This is a genomic window from Oscillospiraceae bacterium, assembly GCA_035353335.1.
Taxonomy (GTDB): Bacteria; Bacillota; Clostridia; order Oscillospirales; family JAKOTC01; genus DAOPZJ01.
The window spans coordinates 1-4,861 of sequence record DAOPZJ010000098.1 but is presented as its reverse complement, the minus strand read 5'-3'; the positions used below and the strand labels follow the sequence as shown (position 1 = coordinate 4,861).

Here is a 4,861-nt window from a genome sequence, read left to right as displayed (position 1 = left end):
ATGCCTTTTCACGTCCGCTCTCTTCGGCTCTGTATAACGTCGTCTCCGTGCCGACGACCAGCCCGCCCATCATGCGAGCATACAGCAGATGCTCCTTAAATCGGCGCAAATGCAGGCGGCGGGTCTCCTCGTCGGGATGTACCGGCTCAATATAGCAGCCGAGCACAGCGAGATGAATTCCGGCGTCGGCGAAGCTCTTTCCGATTTCAAAGCACAATCCCGGTGTCAGGTGTCCGATATCCTGCTCCATTCCGATAATGGCCTTGGAAATCGCTAATTGCGTACTGCAAAATCCGGCCGTTTTAAGCGTATGTGCAAGATTGTGAGGTGTTTTGCGGCCATAGTCATGCGCGCGTACGCCGATGCGAAAAAACATAATAAATCCTCCCGCGTTTTTGATATGTATAAATTTAATTATACGATTATTTTAGACCACTTTCCGCTTGAAAATCGTCGGTAAGTCAGCGTCAGGCGGATGCTTAAATCAATCAACAGAGACATCCAGGCACCGATCAGACCCCATCCAAGCACAAGGGCAAAGACATACCCGAGCAGCGGGCGGATGATTCCTACGGAAATTAACATCGTATAAGCGACAAATTTAGTGTCCCCCGCACCACGCAGGCTACCCGCTGAAACAACGGTTGAGGTTTGTAGAGGTACAGCGATACCGGCGATGATCATAATCAGGGTACCCAAAGCAATGACGTCGGGCTCGTCCGAAAAAAGCGTTATCCAAAACTTCCCGCAGGAAGCGAACAGAATTAAAATCAACAGAGAGCCCGCCATCGCGATGCGTTGGGCTACACGTCCGTAAACTGCCGAAATGTCCGGACGCTTTGCGCCGAGATATTGACCGACCAGCGTTGTGGCTCCGACACCTAAACCGTCGGCAAAAGTAAAAGAGAGGTTGAGTGCCTGCATACCGATCTGATGGGTGGCAAAAACCATCGTTCCGAGTTCCGCGACGACACGGGCGAAGGTGAAAAATCCGAACCGAAGCACCATCTGTTCCAGAACGGCGTTTCCGCTGACTTTTCTTATTGCGGAAAGCGCTTCTTTGTTAATTTTCCAACTCTGGTGCGGTTTCAAGCGGAGATAACCATCTTTTTGCAGCAGTGAGGCGACGGCAAGTCCGAAACCAACCATATTTCCGATAGAAGTCGCAATCGCCGCACCCGCGACGCCGAGCTCCGGAAAACCGAGATGACCGTTGATGAGCAGATAATTAAAAACGATATTGACTGCGTTGGCGGTGATGTTAATACGCATTGAGATTTTTGTGTTCCCTACGCCGCGCTGGGCGGATGTGATTGCGAGCGTCATTGCCCGAAACATCAAAACAGCGTTGACGATTTGAAAATAGATTGTGCTGTCGGCGATGGTATCTTCTTTCGCACCGGAAAGCATCATAAACCAGCGTCCGAAGAATATTGAAACGACAGTCATGATCACGCCCAAAACCATCGCGAGCATAAGAGCCATTCTAAGTACGGTATTCGCGTCTTCCTGACGCTGTTCGCCTTTTCGCCGCGCAATGACGGCCGTGACACCCACATTAAGGGCAAAAAACAGAGCCAGTAAGATCATCGTGGGTTGTCCGGTGAGTCCGACGGCAGTGATGGCCGCTTCTCCCCGGGAACTGACCATCGCAGTATCGGCGACTGAGATCATCGAAATCAACATCAGTTCGACCACGGCGGGCATTGCGAGTTTAATGAATGTCGGGTAGGCGGTTTTTGCGTCCGGCAACTCGCCCTCTACGAGTTCGGGTTTGACCATGCATCGGGGATCGAACAAGCGTTTTACAAAAGATTTACAGGACAAAACAGGTCTCCGTTCCCGCCGGCGAACGAACGCCCGCGGCGTTGTGAATTGTTTTCATTATATAATGGAATTCCTGAAATTTCAACCCGAAATCGGCTTGACATCAATGGGAAAAGAACCTATAATTTTTACTGTAGCATGACATACGGGAGGTACGGAATGGAAAAACTTTTGACCGAAGCAGGCCCTGTTTTGGACGAGAGGGGAAGACCTATTCCCGGTTACAGTACGAAGAGTATGCTGCATTATGACCGCAGGGCAATCAAAGCCCCACCTTGGCGGATCAAAGAATGGGATTTTTACCAGATTACAGACGATCGAATCTGCTTGCAATTCACCATCGGACATGCCTCGTATGCCGGTCAAGTGTTGATTATGGCATTCGATTTCGCAAAGGGCGAAAAGCTGTTTGAGCGCGGGATGCTGCTTCCTCTGCCGTTCGGTTCTCTGAATATGCCTTCCGACGCCGAGAAGAACAGTGTTCTATCATGGGGGAAAGACAGCCGGATCATGACTTTCGAGACGAAGAATGAGGTGCGCACACTGCATTGTGTCTGGGACGATGTGACCGCCGATATCAAACTCACACGAAAAAATCCCAATTCACTTGTCATCAGCATTCCTTTTGCGGAAAAACCGACGGAGTTTTATTATAATCACAAGATTAACTGTATGACCGCAGAGGGCGGTTTTACATATGGCGATAAAAAATATGAATTCAAGGACCGCGCATTCGGACTGCTCGATTGGGGCAGAGGCGTATGGCCTTTTTCAAACGAATGGTATTGGAGCAACGGTACCGGTATCATCGACGGGGAGATCTTCGGTTTCAATCTCGGATGCGGTTTCGGAAACACCTCCGCCGCGACCGAAAACATACTGTTTTATGAGGGCAAGGCACATAAAATCGGCCCGGTGACTTTTGAACGCCAAGAAAACTATATGATGCCCTGGCGGCTGCGCGATCGGGAGGGCAGGGTTGATCTGACTATAACGCCTTCCTATGACCGCACTACTAAAACAAAGCTGCTTTGGATCGATAATGAATGCCATCAGATGTTCGGGAAATTTACCGGAAGCGCAGTGCTTAACGGCGGGAGGAAACTTGCAATCGACGAACTCTATTCGTTCGCGGAATTTGCAAGGAACAATTGGTAAGTGAACAGTAAATCAATCATCAAAAACGTTTTCCAAAAGAATTGGATGTCCTATTTATTCGGCATCATCTTGGCGGGCGGAACCTCTTTTCTGAGCGCGCAGATCCCCGGTCTTTTAGGGGATGCCGTCAATGCTCTCTCCGACGGAAAAAACGATTTTAACGCGATAAAAACAGCGGCAGTTTTGATGATTGCAACTGCATCAGGTGCTTTTGCGGCGCGTTTTATCTGGCGTTTTCTGATCATCGGAACCACACGAAAAATCGAACTCGATTTGCGCACGGGGCTGTTTTCTCATCTCCAGAGCCAATCGGGTGATTTTTTTGTCAGATATAACACCGGCGACATCATTACCCGTTCGATCTCGGACATCAACGCCGTGCGCATGATGTTCGGCATGGGTCTTGTCGGGGTGATCAACACCGCAGTCACCACGGTCGTTTCGATCACATACATGGTCGATGTGGTGGACTGGAAGCTGACACTTGCGGCAATCGCGCCGCTCCCGATTTTGGCCTTCGGGTTGACCAAACTGCGTTTTACCATCCGCAAGCGCTTCAAGCGTGCGCAGGAGGCGGTCTCCGATTTGAATGCAAAAACCCAAGAAAACATCACAGGCATCCGCGTAGTCAAGGCTTATGCCCAGGAAAAAAGCGAATCCGAGACCTTTTCGCGTCTTTCAAAACGCAAATGGGCAAGCGAAATGTCGATGGTGCGCATCTCGGCGTTGATCGGTCCTTCGACGACATTGGTATTCGGTATCGTATTCTCGGTGTTTTTGATGATCGGCGGTAAGATGGTCATCGACGGTGTAATGACATTGGGGCAGTATGTGGCGTTTAACGGTTATCTTGCGTTGGTTGTCGAGCCGATGAACATGATCAGCCGGATCATGACCATCTGGCAGCGCGGCCGTGTCTCGATGGGGCGGCTTGACCAGTTGTTCGATGAAAAGCCCAGTGTCAACGATTCTGCCGCAGACCCCGCGATCACTGATTTGGACACCAAAGAACTCGAAGTGCGAGATCTGACGTTTTCTTATCCAAATACCGATGCGCCGGTTTTAAAAAATATCAGTTTCCGGGTTAGGCAGGGCCAACTTCTTGCGGTAATGGGCGTGACCGGAAGCGGCAAAACCACACTGGCAAATTTGATTTTACGCCTTTGGCCGCTTCCCGACGGTAAGGTTTTCCTCGACGGTGTTGACGTGAATCAAATTCCGATTTTAACCGTGCGAAAGCATGCCGCGTTTGTGCCGCAGGACAGCTTTTTATTTTCGGATACCATCGCCGAAAATATCGCTTTCTTCGATGAAAAAGTCACTGACGAACAAGTGCACGAAACGGCAAAACTCGCCTGCGTAGATGACAACATTACGGCGCAGCCCGACGGTTATGACACCGTCGTCGGCGAGCGCGGCATGACGCTCTCGGGCGGACAAAAACAGCGTATCTCGATTGCGCGGGCGCTTGTTCGCAATCCGAAATTATTGCTGCTCGACGACTGCCTCTCGGCGGTTGATGCGGCCACCGAGCAGGCGATATTAAAAAATTTGACCGACTCGCGCTCAGAACGAATCACCGTGTTCATCACCCACCGCATCAGCGCGGCAATGGCAGCCGATAACATCTTGCTTCTCAATAAAGACGGAAGCATTGCGGGCATCGGCAGTCACGAACAGCTTTTAAAAACAAACGACGCATATAACGATTTAATCGATTTAATTAAATCCCGCGAGCAGGGGGGTGAGATTCGATGAAACCCGTTGCAAACGAGCATCTTCCAAAAGGCCGCATGAGCGAATACGAAAAGAAAAAACGCCGTCATACGCTGCGTCGGCTATTAAAATATTTTAAGTTTTTCCCTTGGATTACGGG

4 protein-coding genes are annotated in these 4,861 nt (G+C 50.1%); 2 read left to right on the top strand and 2 right to left on the bottom strand.

Features of this window, described 5'->3' with window-relative positions:
* A partial coding sequence (locus PKH29_12450; protein ID HNX15648.1) for a sugar phosphate isomerase/epimerase occupies positions 1-376 on the bottom strand: 376 nt, incomplete at its 3' end.
* A gap of 38 nt (positions 377-414) precedes the next feature.
* Positions 415-1,827 carry an MATE family efflux transporter gene (locus PKH29_12445; protein HNX15647.1) on the bottom strand — a complete coding sequence of 471 codons (1,413 nt, stop codon included), beginning with the start codon at positions 1,825-1,827 and terminating at the stop codon, positions 415-417.
* 159 nt (positions 1,828-1,986) lie between these two features.
* Between PKH29_12445 and PKH29_12440 the strand changes: the two genes are divergently transcribed.
* Positions 1,987-2,985, top strand: coding sequence for a DUF2804 domain-containing protein (locus tag PKH29_12440; GenBank protein ID HNX15646.1), 999 nt, complete (start codon positions 1,987-1,989; stop codon positions 2,983-2,985).
* Positions 2,986-4,743: an ABC transporter ATP-binding protein gene (locus tag PKH29_12435; GenBank protein HNX15645.1), complete on the top strand. Its 1,758-nt coding sequence runs from the start codon at positions 2,986-2,988 to the stop codon at positions 4,741-4,743.
* The last annotated feature ends 118 nt before the right edge of the window (positions 4,744-4,861 follow it).

Excerpts from the sequence above, each read along its gene's own strand:
- PKH29_12440 (HNX15646.1), top strand. The coding sequence starts at position 1,987 with ATGGAAAAACTTTTGACCGAAGCAGGCCCTGTTTTGGACGAGAGGGGA.